Source organism: Neobacillus cucumis, assembly GCF_002860255.1.
In the GTDB taxonomy this organism is placed as follows: domain Bacteria; phylum Bacillota; class Bacilli; order Bacillales; family Cytobacillaceae; genus Neobacillus; species Neobacillus cucumis_A.
Genome location: NZ_PGVE01000015.1, coordinates 62,351 through 82,705, shown reverse-complemented (window position 1 = coordinate 82,705; position 20,355 = coordinate 62,351). Strand labels below are relative to the sequence as shown.

Annotated in this window: 21 protein-coding genes, 2 tRNA genes and 1 rRNA gene; 19 read left to right on the top strand and 5 right to left on the bottom strand. The window is 38.7% G+C overall.

The annotated features are described in order from the left end of the window. The first annotated feature begins 15 nt into the window (after window positions 1-15). From rrf to tsaD, 7 genes are all read left to right on the top strand, one after another. A 5S ribosomal RNA gene (gene rrf / locus CVD27_RS02655) occupies window positions 16-132 on the top strand. Window positions 133-300: 168 nt separating this feature from the next. Continuing rightward, window positions 301-374, top strand: a tRNA-Met gene (locus CVD27_RS02650). Between the two features lie 3 nt (window positions 375-377). After that, window positions 378-454 (top strand) — tRNA-Asp (locus CVD27_RS02645). A 335-nt stretch (window positions 455-789) separates the two neighbouring features. Continuing rightward, a complete protein-coding gene (gene tsaE, locus CVD27_RS02640; RefSeq protein WP_101646346.1) occupies window positions 790-1,242 on the top strand; it encodes a tRNA (adenosine(37)-N6)-threonylcarbamoyltransferase complex ATPase subunit type 1 TsaE in 453 nt (150 codons plus the stop codon). After that, window positions 1,243-1,950 (top strand): tRNA (adenosine(37)-N6)-threonylcarbamoyltransferase complex dimerization subunit type 1 TsaB, encoded by a 708-nt coding sequence (gene tsaB, locus CVD27_RS02635; protein WP_101646345.1) that lies wholly within the window; start codon window positions 1,243-1,245, stop codon window positions 1,948-1,950. 12 nt (window positions 1,951-1,962) lie between these two features. Continuing rightward, on the top strand, window positions 1,963-2,412 hold the full coding sequence (rimI, locus tag CVD27_RS02630) for a ribosomal protein S18-alanine N-acetyltransferase (RefSeq protein ID WP_101646344.1): 450 nt from the start codon (window positions 1,963-1,965) through the stop codon (window positions 2,410-2,412). Next, window positions 2,409-3,434, top strand: coding sequence for a tRNA (adenosine(37)-N6)-threonylcarbamoyltransferase complex transferase subunit TsaD (gene tsaD / locus CVD27_RS02625; RefSeq protein WP_101646343.1), 1,026 nt, complete (start codon window positions 2,409-2,411; stop codon window positions 3,432-3,434). The genes rimI and tsaD overlap by 4 nt, the downstream gene beginning before the upstream one ends. Window positions 3,435-3,700: 266 nt before the next feature. On the opposite strand, the gene CVD27_RS02620 is transcribed toward tsaD, so the two are convergent. Continuing rightward, window positions 3,701-5,620, bottom strand: coding sequence for an ABC-F family ATP-binding cassette domain-containing protein (locus tag CVD27_RS02620; RefSeq protein WP_101646342.1), 1,920 nt, complete (start codon window positions 5,618-5,620; stop codon window positions 3,701-3,703). 274 nt (window positions 5,621-5,894) lie between these two features. On the opposite strand from CVD27_RS02620, the gene moaC reads away from it, so the two are divergent. The 5 genes from moaC (at window position 5,895) to CVD27_RS02595 (ending at window position 9,269) form a co-directional block, all read left to right on the top strand. Further along, window positions 5,895-6,392: a cyclic pyranopterin monophosphate synthase MoaC gene (gene moaC / locus CVD27_RS02615; RefSeq protein ID WP_101646341.1), complete on the top strand. Its 498-nt coding sequence runs from the start codon at window positions 5,895-5,897 to the stop codon at window positions 6,390-6,392. A gap of 32 nt (window positions 6,393-6,424) precedes the next feature. Next, a complete protein-coding gene (locus CVD27_RS02610; RefSeq protein WP_101646340.1) occupies window positions 6,425-7,078 on the top strand; it encodes a redox-sensing transcriptional repressor Rex in 654 nt (217 codons plus the stop codon). Window positions 7,079-7,184: 106 nt separating this feature from the next. Further along, window positions 7,185-7,808, top strand: coding sequence for a YhbD family protein (locus tag CVD27_RS02605; RefSeq protein ID WP_101646339.1), 624 nt, complete (start codon window positions 7,185-7,187; stop codon window positions 7,806-7,808). Between the two features lie 11 nt (window positions 7,809-7,819). After that, on the top strand, window positions 7,820-8,542 hold the full coding sequence (locus tag CVD27_RS02600) for a cytoplasmic protein (protein WP_101646338.1): 723 nt from the start codon (window positions 7,820-7,822) through the stop codon (window positions 8,540-8,542). A 16-nt stretch (window positions 8,543-8,558) separates the two neighbouring features. Then, a complete protein-coding gene (locus CVD27_RS02595; protein ID WP_101646337.1) occupies window positions 8,559-9,269 on the top strand; it encodes a cytoplasmic protein in 711 nt (236 codons plus the stop codon). 265 nt (window positions 9,270-9,534) lie between these two features. On the opposite strand, the gene CVD27_RS02590 is transcribed toward CVD27_RS02595, so the two are convergent. Further along, window positions 9,535-9,735 carry a YdiK family protein gene (locus tag CVD27_RS02590; protein ID WP_101646336.1) on the bottom strand — a complete coding sequence of 67 codons (201 nt, stop codon included), beginning with the start codon at window positions 9,733-9,735 and terminating at the stop codon, window positions 9,535-9,537. Then, window positions 9,732-10,454 (bottom strand): CPBP family intramembrane glutamic endopeptidase, encoded by a 723-nt coding sequence (locus tag CVD27_RS02585; protein ID WP_101646335.1) that lies wholly within the window; start codon window positions 10,452-10,454, stop codon window positions 9,732-9,734. Before CVD27_RS02585 ends, CVD27_RS02590 begins: the two co-directional genes overlap by 4 nt. Before the next feature lie 385 nt (window positions 10,455-10,839). Here CVD27_RS02585 and groES point away from each other — a divergent pair, with 385 nt between their 5' ends. Continuing rightward, window positions 10,840-11,127: a co-chaperone GroES gene (groES, locus tag CVD27_RS02580; RefSeq protein WP_098529497.1), complete on the top strand. Its 288-nt coding sequence runs from the start codon at window positions 10,840-10,842 to the stop codon at window positions 11,125-11,127. An 87-nt stretch (window positions 11,128-11,214) separates the two neighbouring features. Then, window positions 11,215-12,849, top strand: coding sequence for a chaperonin GroEL (groL, locus tag CVD27_RS02575; RefSeq protein WP_101646334.1), 1,635 nt, complete (start codon window positions 11,215-11,217; stop codon window positions 12,847-12,849). An 86-nt stretch (window positions 12,850-12,935) separates the two neighbouring features. On the opposite strand, the gene CVD27_RS28575 is transcribed toward groL, so the two are convergent. Then, a complete protein-coding gene (locus tag CVD27_RS28575) occupies window positions 12,936-13,088 on the bottom strand; it encodes a hypothetical protein (RefSeq protein ID WP_257984235.1) in 153 nt (50 codons plus the stop codon). A 582-nt stretch (window positions 13,089-13,670) separates the two neighbouring features. Between CVD27_RS28575 and CVD27_RS02565 the strand changes: the two genes are divergently transcribed. The 4 genes from CVD27_RS02565 to CVD27_RS02550 all read left to right on the top strand — a co-directional run bounded on the left by CVD27_RS02565 (window position 13,671) and on the right by CVD27_RS02550 (window position 18,427). Then, a complete protein-coding gene (locus tag CVD27_RS02565) occupies window positions 13,671-14,432 on the top strand; it encodes a DeoR/GlpR family DNA-binding transcription regulator (protein WP_101646333.1) in 762 nt (253 codons plus the stop codon). A gap of 386 nt (window positions 14,433-14,818) precedes the next feature. Beyond that, window positions 14,819-15,787, top strand: coding sequence for an ABC transporter substrate-binding protein (locus CVD27_RS02560; protein WP_101646332.1), 969 nt, complete (start codon window positions 14,819-14,821; stop codon window positions 15,785-15,787). Between the two features lie 103 nt (window positions 15,788-15,890). Then, a complete protein-coding gene (locus tag CVD27_RS02555) occupies window positions 15,891-17,450 on the top strand; it encodes a sugar ABC transporter ATP-binding protein (protein WP_101646331.1) in 1,560 nt (519 codons plus the stop codon). Next, window positions 17,450-18,427, top strand: a complete 978-nt coding sequence (locus CVD27_RS02550) for an ABC transporter permease (RefSeq protein ID WP_101646330.1) — start codon at window positions 17,450-17,452, stop codon at window positions 18,425-18,427. Before CVD27_RS02555 ends, CVD27_RS02550 begins: the two co-directional genes overlap by 1 nt. Before the next feature lie 186 nt (window positions 18,428-18,613). Here the strand turns inward: CVD27_RS02550 and CVD27_RS02545 are convergent, their stop codons facing one another. Next, window positions 18,614-19,480 carry a helix-turn-helix domain-containing protein gene (locus CVD27_RS02545; RefSeq protein ID WP_101646329.1) on the bottom strand — a complete coding sequence of 289 codons (867 nt, stop codon included), beginning with the start codon at window positions 19,478-19,480 and terminating at the stop codon, window positions 18,614-18,616. Between the two features lie 376 nt (window positions 19,481-19,856). Here CVD27_RS02545 and CVD27_RS02540 point away from each other — a divergent pair, with 376 nt between their 5' ends. Further along, window positions 19,857-20,321, top strand: a complete 465-nt coding sequence (locus CVD27_RS02540) for a VOC family protein (protein WP_101646328.1) — start codon at window positions 19,857-19,859, stop codon at window positions 20,319-20,321. Window positions 20,322-20,355: the final 34 nt, after the last annotated feature.

The window sequence follows — 20,355 nt, the reverse complement described above, 5'->3', positions numbered from 1 at the left end:
CTCTAATTTAATAAGTCTGGCAATTATGGCGAGAAGGTCACACCCGTTCCCATACCGAACACGGAAGTTAAGCTTCTCAGCGCCGATGGTAGTTGGGGCAAGCGCCCCTGTGAGAGTAGGACGTTGCCAGGCTGTTTAATTTTAATTATTTTTATTATCGCGGGGTGGAGCAACGAGCGTTGCTTCAATGAATAATCTGCGAGTTGTATCCATCGAGCTGCTGCTTGAATAGGCCTTCTGAGATGGGGACAGTCAGTAACAAAACATGGAGCATGCTCCAAACTTAATACTTTTTATTATCGCGGGGTGGAGCAGTCTGGTAGCTCGTCGGGCTCATAACCCGAAGGTCGTAGGTTCAAATCCTGCCCCCGCAATTTGGTCTGGTAGTTCAGTTGGTTAGAATGCCTGCCTGTCACGCAGGAGGTCGCGGGTTCGAGTCCCGTCCAGACCGCCATATTTTTTAAAAGTAGCCGAAACGATGTTTCGTCTTTTTTTTTGTCTATAAATGAACTTATAGCTTATGAAGGACAAAACCTAAAATAAAACTAGATAAACTGTTCTTCATTTGGCTTATGAAGGACAAAATATAAATTTAAACAAAATAAACTGTCCTTCAACGCGCGTAGAATCCCAAATCTTAATCCCAAGCCGCTGCTTTTTTGCTTAAATATAAAAATTCTTGTAAACTACATATAATATCAATCCTTAGGCGGTATCCTAAGGTTTTTTTTATACATAAATAAGGGTAAAATGAAAATAAGAATTGTTAGGGTAAAGTTAGGTGATTGGATGAAAGAATATGAATTAACGACAACAAATGATGGGGAAACCTCTCAGTTTGCCCAAAGGCTTGCTGAGTTTCTTCAGCCAGGTGACGTTATCGCTCTTGAAGGCGACCTTGGAGCTGGAAAAACTACTTTTACTAAAGGCCTGGCAAAGGGATTAGAAGTAAAAAAGACAGTTAATAGCCCCACGTTTACCATTATAAAAGAATATAAAGGCAGGCTCCCGTTGTACCATATGGACGTGTACCGAGTAGCTGACACATACGAAGACCTGGGCTTTGATGAATACTTTGAAGGCGATGGAGTTACAGTAGTGGAATGGGCTCATTTAATTGGAGAGCAGCTTCCAGAGGAACTGCTAACCATTTATTTATACCATAATGGTCAGGATCAGCGGAGAATTGTCTTAAAACCTAAAGGGCAAAGATATGAGCAATTATGTAAGGAGATATTTTAGATGACCATTTTAGCGATTGATACTTCTAATTATGTATTAGGAGTAGCGCTTTTAGAGGAAAATCAAGTACTCGGTGAATATATTACAAACTTAAAGAAGAACCATTCTGTCCGGATTATGCCTGCGATTCAAACCTTAATGAAGGATTGTGGAAAGGAACCTGCTGATTTAACAAAGATTGTTGTTGCAAAAGGGCCAGGTTCCTATACTGGCGTGAGAATTGGCGTTACCATTGCTAAAACATTAGCTTGGACCTTGCATATACCACTTGTGGGAGTGTCAAGCCTCGAAATATTAGCAGCGGGCACTGGACGATACTTTAATGGTTATGTTGCACCTCTATTTGATGCAAGAAGAGGACAAGTATACACTGCTCTCTATCAATATCAAGACGGCAGGTTGACAGCGGTAAAACAGGATCAGCTGGTTATGTTAGCAGATTGGGCTGTAGAACTGCAAGAAATGGACAAAGCTGTATTATTTGTTGGAAATGATTTACCACTTCATCAAGCTAAAATTGAAGAGGTATTAGGAGCAAAAGCTGTGTTTGCAAGTGTGACAGAGCGCAATCCCCGTCCAGCAGAGCTAGCTCAGTTAGGTCAGGTTAAACCAGGGGAAGATTTACATTCCTTTGTTCCAAATTATATTCGCTTGGCAGAAGCAGAAGCGAAATGGCTGGAGGCAAAAGGGAAAATTCAAAATGGATAGGATTAGAGACAAATGGTAGATTCTTTTGTTTTTCGTTATATGAGGGAAGAGGATATTGACCAAGTATTAGAAGTGGAACATGCCTCCTTTACAACACCATGGAGTCGGGAGGCCTTTTATAATGAAATACACAATAACAAATTTGCTGTCTATATCGTTTTGGAGGAAGATCATAAAATCGTTGGTTATTGTGGCACGTGGATTGTAATTGATGAAGCCCATGTCACTAATATAGCGATTTTGCCGGATTATAGGGGCAGAAAACTGGGCGAGACCTTATTGGCTAAACTTATGGAAACAGCCCGGGAAATGGGAGCAAGAACGATGACACTTGAGGTTCGTGTGACCAATCATGTGGCCCAATCTCTTTACCGGAAATTTGGTTTTCAAAACGGCGGTATTCGAAAAAATTATTATTCAGATAATCAGGAAGATGCACTAATTATGTGGGTGAACTTATGAAAAAAGATTTATGGATATTAGGAATTGAAACAAGCTGTGATGAAACAGCTGTTGCTATTATTAAGAATGGCCGTGAAATTGCGGCTAATGTGGTGGCCTCTCAAATTGAAAGTCATAAAAGATTTGGCGGGGTTGTTCCGGAAATTGCTTCTCGACACCATGTGGAACAAATTACTCTTGTAATAGAAGAAGCATTGCATCAGGCTAATCTTACTTTTTCAGAAATTGATGCTATTGCTGTCACAGAAGGGCCAGGGTTGGTAGGGGCCTTGCTAATTGGAGTAAATGCGGCCAAAGCCCTTGCCTTCGCTCATAATAAGCCGCTTGTACCTGTTCATCATATAGCAGGGCATATTTACGCGAATAGATTAGTTACAGAGTTGAAATTTCCACTCGTAGCCCTTGTCGTTTCTGGAGGGCATACAGAGCTTGTTTACATGAAGGAACATGGACACTTTGAGGTCATTGGCGAAACGAGGGACGATGCTGCTGGTGAAGCGTATGATAAAGTGGCAAGAACGCTGAATATGCCTTATCCAGGGGGACCGCATATCGACCGTCTGGCACATGAAGGAACACCGACCATTAACTTACCAAGGGCTTGGCTCGAAGAAGGCTCGTTTGACTTTAGCTTTAGTGGTTTAAAATCAGCTGTTATCAACACAGTCCACAATGCTGAACAGCGTGGCGTGGTCATTGCCCCTGAGGATTTAGCTGCAAGCTTTCAGGAAAGTGTGATTGATGTGTTAGTAAAAAAGACGGAGAGAGCTGTGGCAGAATATAAGGTTAAACAGCTATTAGTAGCTGGAGGTGTGGCGGCTAATAAGGGGTTGAGAAGGGCGCTTGAAGAGACTTTTTCAAAACACCCTGAAGTTGAATTAGTCATTCCTCCACTCTCATTATGTACGGATAATGCGGCGATGATTGCCGCTGCCGGTAGTGTTATGTTTGAAAAAGGGATCAGGGCAGGATTGAACCTTAATGCCAATCCTGGTTTAGATATTGAGTTATATAATGAATAGTCCTTCCATTAGGAAAGGGCTATTTTTTTGATTAGTAATATAAAAATCTGTGGATAAAAAATTCAGAAAAGTAGATAAACAATTCACAACTTGTGGATATCTATCCACAATCTGTTGATAATGTGGATAAAACCGGGGATAAGTGTGGATAATGTGGAAAAGTGCGATAAATGTTTATATAAATACCATCTGAAATGTGAGTAACCTTGTGGACAACTGAAATTCTGGTGAAAATAAAAACCGGGATATTTCGCCCGGTTTCGTCATTATTCGGCAAGTGCAGCCCATTCATCCATTAATTGCTCAAGCTCTGATTTTGCCTTTTCATTTTGTAAATTAATATTCAATACCTTTTCATGATCCTGAAACACCTCTGGATCACATAATTGCAGCTCAAACTCTTGTATTTGTTCTTCAAGTTCTCCGATTCTCAGCTCAACTTCTTCTAATCTTCTTTTTCGCTGCCGTTCTATTTTTTTGGTTTCTTTATCCTGTTGATAACTGTTTTTCTCAGTTGAATCCTTTTCAGTTGTTTTCTTAATGGAAGCTGCTTGGGCGAGAGCGGCAAGTTCTTCTTGTTCGAGTTTCTTATCCACGTAGTAATCATAATCTCCCAAGTATTCTAAGCTGCCCTTTGGACTCAATTCCAACACCTTTGTCGCGATGCGGTTAATAAAATATCTATCATGAGAAACAAAAAGGATGGTGCCAGGATAATCAATTAATGCATTCTCAAGAACTTCCTTGCTGTCGAGGTCAAGGTGGTTCGTTGGTTCGTCCAAAATAAGCAGATTGGCTTTTTGTAACATGAGCTTGGCAAGGGCCAGCCGTGCCTTTTCACCGCCGCTTAAAGTGGAAACAATTTTCAAAACATCATCACCGGAAAATAGGAAGTTACCTAAAACTGTACGAATTTCTTTTTCGCTTTTTAGAGGATAATCATCCCATAATTCATTTAATACTCGTTTATTAGAAGTTAATTCTGCTTGTTCCTGGTCATAATAGCCGATGGCTAGATTGGTTCCGTAGCGAATCGCTCCCTCTAATGATGGAAGCTTCTTAATAATCGTTTTAAGGAGAGTGGATTTACCAATTCCATTAGGACCTACTAAGGCAATACTTTCCCCTCGATAAGCCCGAAACGAAATATCCTCTGAAATCTTTTTACCTTCATAACCTACTGCGAGGGATTCTACCATTAACACATCGTTGCCGCTTTGTTTTTCAATTTCAAAGGAAAAAGTGGCTGATTTTTCATCTCCCAGCGGACGGTCCATTAATTCCATTTTTTCAAGCTTTTTTCTTCGGCTTTGGGCGCGCTTTGTTGTAGAGGCCCTAGCTAGATTTCTTTGGATGAAATCTTGCAGATTGGCAACTTCTTGCTGTTGTTTTTCATATAGCTTCATATCGCGCTCATAATTGGCAGCTTTCTGATCAAGGTAGGCGCTATAGTTCCCAGTAAAGCGTTGGATTTGTTTACGTGATACTTCGTAAACCTGTGTTACGACCTTATCTAAGAAGTAACGGTCATGCGAAACGATTAAAATGGCACCATCATATCCCTGCAAATATTGTTCCAGCCAGGAAAGGGTATTGATGTCTAAATGGTTCGTAGGCTCGTCCAATATTAAAATATCAGGTTTTGTTAATAATAGCTTACCTAAGGCCAGTCGAGTTTTTTGCCCCCCGCTTAGACTGGCAATCATCAGAGAATTATCATGAAAGTTTAATCCATAGAGGACTGACCGAATATCTGATTCATATTGATAGCCGCCCTGTTCTTTAAATTTCACCTGAAGCTGGTCATATTCTTTTAAGATGCGTTCGTATTTTCCACTGTCTTCAAAAATCGCAGGGTCGGCCATTTGTTCTTCGAGACGGCGAAGCGTTTTTTCCATCTCTTGAAGGGGTTTGAAAACCGTTAACATCTCATCCCAAATCGACAATTTCGATTCAAGTCCGGTATTTTGGGCTAAATAACCGATGGTTACATCTTTCGGTTTGATAATCTCGCCGCCATCATAGGACAGGTGTCCGGCAATAATCTTTAATAATGTAGATTTTCCAGCGCCATTACGGCCGACAAGTGCAACACGGTCACGCGTTTGTAATTCTAACTTTATATTCGATAAAATAAGGTCAGCACCATAATATTTTTGCAGTTGATTCACTTGCAGTAAAATCATCTTTCATCACCTCTATTAACAACGAAACGTAATCGGCTTACGCAAAATCTTAAATTGAAACAGCTGTATTCGATTTAAATTATATAGTGAAAAAATTCACGAAGAATAAGCAAAAAATGGCTTTTCTATATAATTAGTGTACCGTATAAGCGTATAGACAGCAATAAAGTAAGGTTTGATGGCACTTTTTTCAAGAAAATTGTATATTTCGCTCAAAGTTTCACACACATAGTGGTAAAAATAGTGTATTATTTTTTTGTAGGAGGATTTTTTTATGGCAGAATTCACTCATTTTAATGAAGAAGGCAGAGCAAAAATGGTTGATGTCAGTGACAAACCTGAAACGGCACGTACCGCTATTGCTCATACTAGCATTTCGGTCAGCGATGAAATATATCAAAAAATAACGAATCATGAAATGAAAAAAGGTGATGTTTTAGCAGTTGCACAGGTTGCTGGGATCATGGCTGCGAAAAAAACATGGGATATCATTCCGATGTGTCACCCCATTCCATTAACAGGGGTTAATATAACTTTCTCGTGGGAAAAAGTCTCAAATGAGATGTATCAATTGCATATCGCCGCAGTTGTTAAAACAAAAGGAAATACAGGTGTTGAAATGGAAGCGCTAACAGCCGCTTCTGCATGTGCGTTAACTATTTATGATATGTGTAAAGCTGTAGATAAAGGAATGGTCATTGGGCCAACTTACTTAGTTGAGAAAACTGGCGGCAAGAATGGAGATTTTAAAAGATCAGAACAAGTGAGATAAATTTATCAAATTTTTAAGGGGTGTGGGAGATTATGAGTAATGAAACAATGAAGATACCACAGGCGACAGCGAAACGGCTGCCCCTCTATTATCGATTTTTAAAAAATCTGCATACTTCTGGGAAACAAAGGGTTTCATCTGCGGAATTAAGTGAGGCGGTTAAGGTAGATAGTGCTACGATTCGCAGAGATTTTTCCTACTTTGGAGCCTTAGGGAAGAAGGGATATGGCTATAATGTCAATTATCTATTAACCTTTTTCAGTAAGACACTCAATCAGGATGAATTAACTAAGGTGGCATTAATTGGTGTTGGTAATCTGGGTACAGCCTTTTTAAATTATAATTTTTTAAAAAATAATAACACAAAAATTGCGGTTGCTTTTGATGTGGATCCCGATAAAATGGGTACAAAAATTCGTGAAGTGCCTGTTTATCATCTGGATGATCTAGAAAAGGTGCTTTTGGAGGAGCAGATATCGGTTGTTATTCTGACTGTTCCAGCCCCTGTTGCCCAAGTTATTACGGATAGACTAGCAAAAGCAGAAGTAAAAGGAATCCTAAATTTCACCCCTGCTCGATTAAATGTCCCTTCTACTATTAGGGTTCATCATATAGATTTGGCGGTTGAACTTCAGTCTTTGGTTTACTTCCTAAAACATTATCCAACAGAGGAAATAGAAGAATAATCAGTAAAAGGGTGTTTCACTTACAAAAATTAGTGGAACGCTTTTTTTATTACTTTACACGCGTAACAGTGTTATGTTACATTAACAATAGAAAGGGGTTTTAAGAATGAGCGACGAGTTAATTTCGAAAAAGGAGTTGCTGGATCTAGCCGGAATTTCTTATGGGCAGCTGTATCGATGGAAACGGAAAGATCTTATTCCAGAGGAATGGTTTATTCGTAAATCAACCTTTACTGGTCAGGAAACGTTCTTTCCAAAAGAAAAGATTCTCGAGCGGATCAATAAAATCCAGACGATGAAGGAAAATTTGTCACTAGATGAGTTGGCGGATATGTTTTCACCTAATATTAGTGATTTAAAGCTGGAAAAGGGTGAATTAGTAAAACGTAACATTGTTTCAAAAAGTGTTATGGGTATTTATTTGGAAATAGATAAAGGCAGCCATCAGTTTACTTTTTCTAGAATGATTGAAGTTTATGTATTAGAGAAACTTTTACAGTCAGGTGAAATAAATTTAGATGAAGGTAAAATGCTGCTCCAGGTATTAAAGGAACATGCACAGTTGATCAAACAGAAAAAATGCGAATTGGTGATAACTAGAAAGCTGGGAGTTTCCTCCTGCCTGTTAATGGTTAATTCAGAAACCTTTCATTTCGAGCAAGGGACAAAGGTGGTCACAGTCCTATCACTGATGACTTGTATGGAAGAAATTAAAGCAAAATTATTATAAGGAGAATGACGATGGAAACGAATCGCAGGGGAGATCTGGTCATTAATGGATTAGGTTCATCGAACGGGGGAGTTTTTTCTCGAGTGACGTTAAATGGAAGCGGGACTGTCAACAGTGACCTGGAATGTGAAGAACTAGATTGTAACGGAACCGGGACATTAAAGGGGAACGTGGCTGCAAATAGAACAAAGGTAAGCGGAGTTTTCCGCTTTCATGGAAATTTAGAGGGCGAGAAGCTGAAAGTCGATGGGACGATTAAAATTAGTGATAATCTATCGGTGAAATCCTTAATGATTTCGGGTAAAGCCAACGTTGAAGGAAGGGTTAAAGCGGAAGAGGTAAACCTTCATGGAATATTCACAGTGGGTGAGGACTGTGAAGCGGAGAAATTCAAAGGAAAATACCGATTTACCATAGGTGGACTCTTGAATGCCGAACAAATCGATGTGGAGATTTATGGTGATTGTAAAGCAAAAGAAATAGGCGGAGAGACCATTACAGTTAAGCCGCATAAAGGTTCCTTTATCGGGACTCTATTTAAACCATTTTATAAAACGCAATTAGAAACAGAGGTAATCGAGGGGGATCAAATTGTATTAGAAAATACGGTGGCAAAGATTGTCCGGGGCCACAGGGTTTCGATTGGTCCCAATTGTCATATTGGTGTGGTTGAATATTCGGATGAATTTTCCCAGCATAAAAATTCGGTTGTAGACGATATCCAGAAGGTTTAGGAGGAGGGATGAGAGAATGGGCAATAGTCAAAATTTAATTATTAATGGTTCAGGAAGCTATCCAGGCGGCATATATGATAAAGTCAGCATCCGTGGGGAAGGGGCCATTGTAAATGACGTCGAATGTGCGGCCTTTCATGTGTATGGAACGAGTGAGGCAAGTGAAAATGTAAAAACAGGCTCAGTTAAAATCATGGGAGAGGCAGAGGTTAAAAAGGATTTAGCGGCAAATGAAACACTGATCATGGGTACAATGAGGGTTGGCGGGAGTGCTCATTTGAAAAAGATGAAGGTGTTTGGTCTTCTTGAAGTTGGTGAAAAGTTAGGCGGAAATGAAGCGACCATTAAAGGAAGTATCTCCGTCAAGGGGGATGTGGAGTATGAAACGTTTGATTCCAGCGGCGGCTTTGAAATCAAAGGACTGCTTACAGCGGACAAAATTAATATTGGTCTTCGGTTCGGGCAAAGTTCAGCTGAAGAAATCGGCGGAAGTAAAATTACTGTAAAACGAAGGAAAAGTTCAATTCTCCCCTTTGGAAGAGAGGAAGGGACTTTAACGGCCCAAGTGATTGAGGGTGATGATATATATTTAGAAAATACCACAGCTGCTGTTGTTAGAGGAAGTAGGGTGAAAATCGGTCCTGGTTGTCAAATTGGCCTGGTGGAGTATACGGAGGATCTGACATGTGATTCAGCGGCAACAATCAAAACGGAGACGAAGGTATAAAGGGGAAGTGAAATAGTAAGTTAGGGTTAGTCATTGCTGGATTATTGAGTCGGGCACTTCCGACAGTTTGGGAAAATAGCTGAAGTCTTATCAAGCCCCATCGTCCACACCTTTACATGGGCACTAGTCCCTTCAGTATTAGCATTCCTCTTTATCTTCATCCTCGGAAAAAACCTTCTAAGAATAATCAGGCAAATAGCATCAAAATAGTAGAAAAGGTGACAGGCACCATGTGAAAATTTCACATGGTGCCTGTCACCTTTATTTACCTTTTCAACTGGTTTTTATACTTTATATGAAAAAGGATCATTTTGAGTCCGGAGCCAAAGTCGAAGGTGGCTAGTAAAATCAGCAGGTAACTGAAGAAGCCCCATCCGTGTGTTTGGACATGGTCGATGGCGAAGTAGGTAAACAACGCGCCTAGCAGAAGATAAATAAAGCCGGAAAACAAGGGTGTACGTCTCATAGAAAGCCTCCGATAAAGTTTTGAATCGCTTCCGCTTCTCGTCTTAGTCGTTCTATATCATCTTTATATATCGATTGAACCAAAACCACCATGGTGTTCATCGAGACATGAGCAAAGATTGGAACAATAATACGCTTGGTTTTGACATAAAGAAATGCAAACGTGAAACCCATAGCAGAATAAAGAATAATATGCACTGGTTCCATATGGGCTAAAGCAAAGATAACGGAACTAATTAATGCTGAGATGAAAAAATTATATCGTTTATATAAAGCGCCAAAAATAATTTTACGAAAAACAATTTCTTCAAGGATAGGACCAATAATGCTTGTCACAAGGATCGCAAGCGGTAATGTTTCAATAATTTTTAGGATATCCTGCGTATTCTCTGACCCCATTTTAACGCCTAAAAGGCTCTCAATGATGGCGGCAATGTATTGAGCAAACAACGCTAGAAAAACACCCAAAACCGCCCACATGGCCGAATAGCCGAATGATTTTCCTCTCTCGTCCAGGCTGCGTGTATTCATCTCTTTTCGTAAAATAAGTAAGATGATAACTAAAGCGATGGAAAAGCTCGCAATCAGATAAACGGGAACAGCAAATTTTTGATTGATATCGAAATGTTTAAAGCCAAAGATTAAGATGGGAAGTCCCACAAGACTTGAAAACTGCATAGCAATATAAACAATAATGACCCACCAGTATTCCTTTTTCAAATCACAATCTCCTTTAAGTACATTTATATAATGCAATGAGTATCAACTAATTATATTCAGTCTATTTGAGCACTAATATTTATTTTACTCTTAAAGCTGTAATTGTTTCAATTTAGATGACTTGTAATGAAAAAATGAAAGCGCCTAAACTTGTAAGGACTAGTAAACAGCATTTGTCCATTTTCTTTTAAAAAAACAGGTATAGAATGCAGGCTTTTTCACATACTTTATAAGGTTGCAGAAAAGAAAATTTATTTGTAAAAATTTATGCATGATACTTGCAAAAGATTTTCAGATTCATTATTATAATAATTGTGTTAGCACTCATTAGAAGAGAGTGCTAATAAAGACGAAATTACATATATCTTTGAGGAGGTTGTTTGAATTGTTAAGACCATTAGGTGATCGTATTGTTATTGAGCTTGTTGAGTCAGAAGAAAAAACTGCAAGCGGAATCGTATTACCGGATTCAGCGAAAGAAAAGCCTCAGGAAGGAAAAGTTGTTGCCGTAGGTAATGGCCGTGTCCTTGAAAACGGTGAGCGTGTAGCACTTGATGTTGCTGTAGGCGATCGCATTATCTTCTCAAAATACGCTGGTACTGAAGTGAAATACCAGGGTGTTGAATACTTAATTTTACGTGAAAGCGATATTCTTGCTGTAGTAGGCGAGTAATAAAGCGTTTAGAAGCTGGAACTCTTGTCTGGCATTGAAGTTCAAAGAATAGATTCAGAGTAAAAAATACGAGGAGGTTTTTTTACAATGGCTAAAGAAATTATGTTTAGTGAAGACGCACGCCGCGCAATGCTTCGTGGGGTTGATGCTCTAGCAAATGCAGTAAAAGTTACTCTTGGACCTAAAGGACGCAACGTGGTTCTTGAGAAAAAATTTGGTTCTCCACTGATCACAAATGACGGTGTAACCATCGCAAAAGAAATCGAATTAGAAGATGCATTCGAAAACATGGGTGCTAAATTGGTTGCTGAAGTAGCAAGCAAAACAAACGATGTTGCCGGTGACGGTACAACAACTGCAACTGTTCTTGCTCAAGCAATGATCCGCGAAGGCTTAAAGAACGTTACAGCTGGTGCAAACCCAATGGGTATCCGCAAAGGGATCGAAAAAGCAGTTGCTTCTGCTGTTGAAGAATTAAAAGCAATTTCAAAACCAATTGAAAACAAAGCTTCTATCGCACAAGTTGCTGCAATCTCTGCTGCTGACGAAGAAGTAGGCCAATTGATTGCTGAAGCAATGGAGCGCGTAGGTAACGATGGCGTTATCACAATCGAAGAGTCTAAAGGTTTCACAACTGAGTTAGATGTTGTTGAAGGTATGCAATTTGACCGTGGATATGTTTCTGCATACATGGTAACAAACACTGACAAAATGGAAGCTGTTTTAGAAAATCCATATATCTTAATCACTGATAAGAAGATTTCTAGCATTCAAGAAATCCTTCCAGTATTAGAGCAAGTAGTACAACAAGGCAAGCCATTATTACTTGTTGCTGAAGATATCGAAGGTGAAGCATTATCTACATTAGTAGTGAACAAGCTTCGCGGAACATTCAATGCTGTTGCTGTTAAGGCTCCTGGCTTTGGTGACCGTCGTAAAGCAATGCTTGAAGATATCGCTGCATTAACTGGCGGTGAAGTCATCACTGAAGAGCTTGGCCGTGACCTTAAATCTGCAACTATCAATTCTCTAGGCCGTGCTGCAAAGGTTGTTGTAACAAAAGAAAATACAACAATCGTTGAAGGTGCTGGCGCTACTGAAGATATCCAAGCTCGTGTAAACCAAATCCGTTCTCAATTAGAAGAAACTACTTCTGAATTTGACCGTGAAAAATTACAAGAACGTCTAGCTAAATTAGCAGGCGGTGTAGCAGTAATCAAAGTTGGTGCGGCTACTGAAACTGAATTAAAAGAGCGCAAGCTTCGTATCGAAGACGCATTGAACTCAACTCGTGCAGCTGTTGAAGAAGGTATCGTATCCGGTGGTGGTGTTGCTCTTCTTAACGTATACAGCAAAGTTGCTGAGCTTCAAGAAGAAGGCGATGTAGCAACAGGTATTAACATTGTCCTACGTGCAATGGAAGAGCCAGTTCGCACAATCGCTCACAATGCTGGTCTTGAAGGATCTGTTATTGTTGACCGCTTAAAGCGTGAAGAAGTTGGCACAGGCTTCAACGCTGCTAATGGCGAATGGGTAAACATGATTCAAGCTGGTATCGTTGACCCAACTAAGGTTACTCGTTCAGCTCTTCAAAACGCAGCATCTGTTGCGGCTATGTTCTTAACCACTGAAGCAGTTGTGGCTGATAAGCCAGAACCAGCTGGTGCCGGCGGCGGAATGCCTGACATGGGCGGCATGGGTGGAATGGGCGGCATGATGTAATCATCGCCCAACCCCCTTGATATATGAGGGTTTTATGTAAGAGGGGAGCGGAGTGCTAACATCTTGCTAACATTTCTCTCCTAAAATTAGAGGTTTCTCATGAGTTGCGCAAACTTGTGGGAAGCCTCTTTTTTCATTTCTTTCGTTACGTGAAGATAGACGTTTTTTGTTGTCTCGTCATCACAGTGGCCTAAGCGGTCCATAATCTCTTCCAATCCCACCTTTGCTTCTGCTAACAACGAGGTATTGTGTGGCGCAAAGAGTGAGGCGTTAGCTCTGCACTTAAGGCGGCCAGCTTCAGCAGCCGCGCCATTCTGTTTTCCACAGTCTTAATGAAAATAGAATAGCCGGGTTGTTTCTCTTTCTTAGCAAAAATGAATCCTTCGTCAAGATATGCTTCACCATAGTACTCCTGTACTTTCTTCTGAGGATTTTAAAAGAAGAGGCAGGAATCAAGTAAGCTGCTTCTATTCAATTTTGGAACCACAAACTAGGAGTTACTCGCTAAAATGTGAAACTCCTTTTCCGTTTAGTTTTATTTTAGAATTTATACTTTAATTTTTCTTTTTCAAAACTACTTTCATTTCTCTCGAATTAATACCATTCGAAGCCCGAACTTGTGTTTACTTCTAAGTTTTACTTAGTCAGAGTGTTTCCCCCTAATTTTAAAATTTTCACAATTATTCCAAAATTCATATTGTAAATTGGTAAAATAGCACATATAATCAAAAATGAGCATAAAAAACCAAATTCATTCAAAAATGAGCTAAAACGGTCAAATGTCGCATTGCATTTCAAATGTATTGGAGGAAAACGATTCTATGTACGGTATAGAAAGAAAGTCGGCCATACTGGAGCTACTAAACAAGAATGCTAGAGTAGATGTACAAGAATTAAGTCAGCACTTCGACTTGTCTGACTCAACCATCCGTAGGGACTTAAAGGAACTAGAGGAAGCGCAATTGTTAAAAAGAACGCATGGTGGGGCTGTCTTGTTCAAAAGTGTGACCTTCGAACCGACTTACATTGAGAAAGAAGTGCAGTTTCAAAAAGGGAAAAGGGCTATTGCAAAGGAAGCGGCTAAGCTTATTAAGAACGGTGAAAGTATCTTGCTCGATTCGGGTACGACAACTTATTATCTTGCTCAAGAACTAAGAAGCTTTTCGAGCTTACAGGTGGTTACGAATTCAATATTATGTGCCAACGAATTAAAGGATGTATCTGGAATTGAAGTCTTATTATGTGGTGGTTCTCTGCGTTCAGAAACACTAGCCTTGGTGGGTCCTTTGGCTGAAATGAGCTTTAATCAAATTTGTGTAGACCAATCGTTTATTGCTACGAATGGCGTTGATGTAGAAAATGGTTTAACCACCCCAAATTTAATTGAGGCATCAACAAAAAAGAAGATGATTGATTGTGCGGAAAGGGTTATCCTCATCACTGACCATACCAAAATAGGTCAAGTAAGCTTTGCGAAGTTTGCGGATATTCATGAGATAAATTATTTAATAACCGATAGTGCTGCACAAAAGACCGTACTTAACTGCATTGAGGAATCAGGAATTTCTGTTCGTGTAGTCTGACTTTTCCCCCATAGGTAAAGATCGTATATCAGATAAAAGCAAAAAATGAAGGCGTTTAAATGAAAGCGTTTTAAAAAACCCATATCATTTTTAGGAGGTGATGCTTATAGAGTTGAAAAAATAATAGAAGAGATGTTAATCGTTTTAATTAACTTGTTCTTCGGGGGAGAAAAATGAAAGAATCACAAAAAAGGTTACGATTCAGGGCAACCACGACCAAATGGAAAAAAGCCCAAAATCATAACCCTGCCTGAGTATATCTAAAATTAATATTAATTTTAGCACTCATTTTTATACTACGGTATTACAGATTTTTTTACAAGGATTGTGTTTTGCTAGAAGTATCTATTACTTTACAAAACTATATTTAGGAGGAATTACAAACCATGAAAAACTTTAAAATTTTTAACATAGTATTATTAATTTTAACATTATGCTTTTTAGGTGCATGCAGCAATAATGAAAGCGCTTCTAATACAGGTAAAACAGATGACAAGTCTAATACTGAAAAAAAGCTAAAGATTGGTTTAACAGTTCCAAATTTAAGTAATCCCTTCTTTGTAGCGATGTCTAAAGGGGCTAAAGAAGTTGCTTCTAAGTATAATGCTGAAGTAACGACTGTAAGTGCGGATCAAGATCTTGCAAAACAAACTGCACAAATTGAAGACTTTATCACAAAAAAAGTTGATTTAATATTATTAAGCCCATTTGATTCTGCTGGTATTGCTGGTGCAGTTAGTGAGGCAAAAGCAGCAGGTATTCCGGTTGTTGCTCTTGATGGATTTGCAGAAGGTGGCATTGACACTGTGGTTATGTCTGATAATGTTCAAGCAGGTAGATTAGCTGCGGAGTATCTTGTAAAACAACTTAATGGAAAAGGTAATATTGTTATTATTGATGGACCTCCTGTTTCAGCAGTGACAGATCGAATTAAAGGTTTTAACGAAGTAATTAAAAAATATCCAGATATCAAGGTTGTTGCTAAACAAAATGGTGAGGGTAATCGTGAAAAGGCTCTTACCGTAATGGAAGGTGCACTAACAGCAAACAAAAAAATCGATGCAGTATTTACCATAAATGATGAAGAGGCTGTTGGAGTACAAATTGCACAAGAACAAGCTAATAGACAAAATGAATTCTTTGTCGTAAGTGTTGACGGTGCGCCTTCTGCGGTTGATGCGCTGAAAAAAGGCGGAAGCTTTGCTGGTACTTCAGCACAATTCCCGAATCAAATGGTTATTGATGGTGTTGCCTTAGCATTAAAAGTCATTGATGGAAAGAAAGTTGACTCAAAAGTTCTTATTCCAACTAAATTTATCACTAAAGATAATGTGGATTCCTATAGTGGCTGGTAATTGATTTCCCTCTAGTGGAGGTAAAATATGGTGCTCTATCAGGAGCACTATATTTATATCCTAGTAAAATAGGGCTTAAAAAGAGACTTAGGGAGTGGCACTAATGGCAGTATTTCAGGTTCAAGAACAAATAAATCGTCGTTTACCAGAGAGTCAGTTACCCATCCTTAGGATGAAGGAGGTTACGAAGAAATTTTCCGGTGTCAAGGTGTTGCAAAACGTTAATATCGAACTCTATAAAGGGGAAGTTCATGCCTTGATGGGGGAGAATGGTGCAGGAAAATCTACTTTAATGAAGATCATGGCTGGAGTGTATCAGCCTGATGAAGGAACGATTGAATATAAAAGTCAAGAAGTACATTGGAATAATCCAATGGAGGCAAGAAATAAAGGGATCAGTGTTATTCACCAAGAAATAAGCCTTTCACCGAATTTGTCCATTGGTGAGAATATTATGATGGGGACAACATTTAAGAAAAATAGGCTGGGCCTAATAAATTGGAATGATATTTATGAAAATGCTGCCCAAGTTTTAAAATCCATAGGATCTTCCTTGGATCCTCGAGCGGATGTTTCCACCTTAAGTGTGGCCCAGCAACAAATGGTAGAAATTGCTCGAGCTTTATCACTTAATTCTGAGATTTTAATTATGGATGAACCGACGGCATCTCTGACAGATAAAGAAATAGAAAAGCTTTTTGGCATCATTGAAGAATTAAGAAGAAAAGGCGTAGCTATTGTTTATATCTCTCATCGAATGGATGAGATTTTTAAAATTTCAAATCGCTTTACAGTTCTTAGGGACGGTCATTGGGTTACAAGTGGACCAATTTCGGTTACCAATCCCGAGAATCTAGTAAAACTTATGGTAGGAAGAGAGTTAAATGAGCTATTTGTCAGAGAAAGAATTAAAAGTATTGTTAGGTCTGAACAAAAACCTGTTCTTGAGTTAAAAAATGTCTCTGACAAGAAGTTTGTAAAGGGGATATCGCTGAAGATCTACCCGGGAGAAATTGTGGGCTTAGCAGGCCTTGTCGGTGCGGGACGGACTGAGCTGGTAAGAACAATCTTTGGACTTTCCGAACTGTCAGAGGGTCAAATAATTTTGGATGGCCAGGAGGTTCATATAAAAAGTCCTATTGACGCAATAAAACTTGGCATTGCTCATGTTCCTGAAAGCAGGAAGGAACAGGGGTTATTACCAAATTTATCTGTAAAAGAAAATATACTGATGGCACAATTGCCAACCTATCGTAAATTTAAACTATTGCAGTATAAGCAAATGAATCGTGATGCGGATCGATACATTAAAGAACTTGGAGTAAGAACGGCATCAAAAGAACAAAATGTTATGGGCCTTAGCGGAGGAAATCAACAAAAGGTTGTTATTGCTAAATGGTTATCTATTGGTCCTAAAATACTGCTGCTTGACGAACCGACCCGTGGTGTAGACATAGGTGCAAAGACTGAGATTCATAAAATCATAAGTAAATTAGCAGAGCAAGGGCTTGCTGTGTTGATGATTTCTTCTGAATTACCAGAAGTATTAGGAGTTAGTGATCGGATTTTAGTGATTCATGAGGGGAAACTAAAAGCTGAACTATCTCGTGATGAAGCTACTCAAGAAAAAATTATGTACTATGCTACAGGAGAGGTTAAATAATGAATACAAACTTACAAATGTCAAGTCCATCCGTAGTTTCATTCAAGGAACGGTCAAAACAGATTTTTAATCAGCTGGGCATGGTGATAATTCTTGCCTTATTAATCATCGTTATGATTATTTTTGCACCGAATTTCACAGACTCAAGTAATATCCTAAACGTACTAAAGCAGAGTTCAATCACAGCCATTCTGGCAGCTGGGATGACTGTAGTTATATTAACAGGAGGAATTGATTTATCGGTAGGCTCAACCCTTGCATTGAGCGGTGTTATATCTGTTTTACTATCAAATGCCGGAACCCCTCCAGTCATCGCTATGTTAGTAGGAGTTGCGGTAGGATATGTTGCTGGGGCTATTAATGGATTTTTAACCGCTGTACCTAAGTTGCCTGCCTTTATCGTGACGCTTGGGAGTATGACCTACCTGAGGGGGCTGGCTTATGTTATAACCGGCGGATATCCTGTAGTTCTGGCATCAAAGCAGTTCAAGTTCATTGGTGCAGGTGAAATTCTGGGGATTTCTACTCCTATTTATGTGATGATAATTGTTTATATCATCATGATAACTGTTTTAAAGAATACGATGTTCGGGCGCCATGTTTATGCTATTGGCGGTAATGAAGAAGCTGCACATCTTACCGGGATTAAAGTTAATCGCACCCTGATTAATGTATATTCCATCAGTGGTTTACTCGCCGGTGTTAGTGGCGTTGTGATGGCAGGACGTTTGTTCTCAGGGCAGCCCATGGTAGGAATAGGATTTGAGCTAGATGCGATAGCAGCTGTCGTACTAGGTGGTACTAGTTTTGTAGGGGGACGTGGCCGTATACAAGGAACGATCATTGGGGTTTTGATTGTGGCTGTGTTAACGAATGGAATGACCTTACTTAACGTGGATTATTACTGGCAACAAGTTGTAAAAGGGATCGTTATTGTTATTGCCGTCCTTCTTGATAGATTACGAAGCAGAACTTAATATTTGGAAATGCGGTTGGAGCAATTGTCACAACAAGGAAATTTCAACAGTCTTATAAAATTAAGTATATATCATGGAGAAGGCCTTTCATCAGTTTGTTAAACTGTTGGGAGGCCTTTTTTTATTCATAAAATTTAGTAAAAAGGCACTATTAACTGAAAAATATGTATCTATAATAATGGGACTCTAAAATGCGTTTTTAGTCATCGTTTTCCTAAATTCGCTAGGGGAAATCCCTTTTATTTTTTTAAAAGCACGGTTAAATGAAGATATGCTTAAAAATCCTGAGTCAAATGCAATATCAATTATTTGTGCTTTTGGATCCAAAAGCAAAAACTCTGACCTCTTGATACGCTCAGTAGTAAGAAATTCTATAAATGTCATATTCGTATATTTTTTGAATAAATACGAGAAATAAGATTTGCTAACCCCTATGTGATGAGAAATATCGTCGAGTGTAAGGGGGTTAGTGCAGTTTTGTGACATGTAAAGGCAAGCTTCTGTAATTAGCTTAGTAGATTTATATTCTGTGTTCGGATCATCAGAGAATTCTTCTTTCTTAGTATTGACGCAGTATTCTCCAAGCATTGCAAAAAACTCTAGAAGAAGTGAATATATACGCACTTCATTAAAAGGTGTGTCGGAATAATAAAGCTCGGCCAATTCTTTTATTAAAAAAATCATTCTATCGGCATCAATATTTGATGGGTCATATTTAATGTAATGATACTGGGAAAACATAGAAAAATTAGCACTAATTTCACTCATAATCATCAGTAAGTCCAGAGGGAACTGAACGAGAATAAAGGCATTTTCAGCTATATGATTAATCGAATGCAAGTCACCGGGGTAGATTATGACCAGGTCATTAGTTTTAAGGACATGTTTGGTGAAATTAATCGTTACTTCATTATTATCATAAAGGCTTACAAGTATTTCAATAAAAGGATGCCAATGCATCGTATGAGAAAAATTCATATCGATTTTCTTTGATACATTAAATTTCTTCCCACTATCAAAATTCAACCTCTCGAAATAGTTATTCATCAGCATAATCGATAATCTCCTTTACTGTTCTATAAGGGTCTATGTATATGTGAGAAATTTTGTATATGATTATATCATTTAAGATGTCAAATAGTAATATTTGAGATGCTTAAAGGAAGGATCGCATACAAAATTGACAAAATGCCTTAATATCAATGTTTTTTTATGGACATTGTATTTGCAATAAAAATAATTATAAGAAAATATGCACAGGTAATTCACAATTTTTAAAGAGTAAATTGTATGTAAAATTGATAATATTCTGCATATAGAAGTTTAATAAGAAAGGAGCAATAATCTTAGAATATTTAAAATAGGTAAACTTGGATTCGGAGTTGAAGTTTAATATTTGATTGAGCAAAGTCTTGAAAGGAGATATAAAATGTCAGGAGTACTAGGAACGAATTTATTGGCACAGGTTGGATTAATCGTTAAAGATGTTGAGGAAACAAAGAAAAAGTGGGCTGAATTTTTAGGTGTTGACATCCCAGAGACGCAACCTATTGGTGACTATACGGTTACAGGAACAGAGTTTAAAGGCGAACCCGCTCCAAATGCATATTGTTGGATGGCTTTCTTTGACGTTGGTCCGGGACTACAGCTTGAACTGATTCAGCCTAACGAGGAACCTTCAACATGGAGGAACTATCTTGAGGAGAAGGGCGAGGGCATTCACCACGTTGCATTTCAAGTTAATGATTCAAAGATTGCTGTTGCAAATGCTGAAGCTGCTGGTTTAAAGCTGGTTCAAAGAGGTGTTTATGGTGATGGTGGCGGCGAATATAATTATCTCGATGCTTCGGATCTAAAATGTGTAATTGAACTTCTCGAGAGTTACAAGAAGTAATATTAACACTAACTATAAATAAAAAGGCAGAGAC